The organism is Achromobacter sp. SIMBA_011 (assembly GCF_046535435.1).
Taxonomy (GTDB): domain Bacteria; phylum Pseudomonadota; class Gammaproteobacteria; order Burkholderiales; family Burkholderiaceae_B; genus Achromobacter; species Achromobacter dolens.
In genome coordinates this window covers 1-240 of record NZ_JAWRWN010001139.1, presented here as the reverse complement: position 1 = coordinate 240, position 240 = coordinate 1, and the positions used below count along the sequence as shown (strand labels likewise).

General features: G+C 62.5%; 1 protein-coding gene. It reads right to left on the bottom strand.

Going from position 1 to position 240, the window contains the following annotated elements; translation table 11 throughout:
- Positions 1 to 240: hypothetical protein (locus SB816_RS34600; protein WP_410548574.1), on the bottom strand; the 240-nt coding region annotated here is incomplete at both ends.

The following is a 240-nucleotide window of genomic DNA, read 5'->3' as shown; positions in this document are numbered from 1 at the left end:
CCCTGGGGCTGGCTACTCATGACCATCTTCGAACCGCCCACCGCCACCGTGCTGCTCAGGTTCAGGCCGCCAGTGAGGTTGCCATTGAAGGAGGAGCGCTGCACAAACCCATCGCCGTCCAACGCATCAGTGGCGAAACTGCCGCGCCCGGACAAGCCGATGCCATAGGTATCGGTAATCGCGGTGGCCGATACGCTTTGCAGCACATGGTTGTCCAGGGTGCGCTGGTAGGTCAGCGAG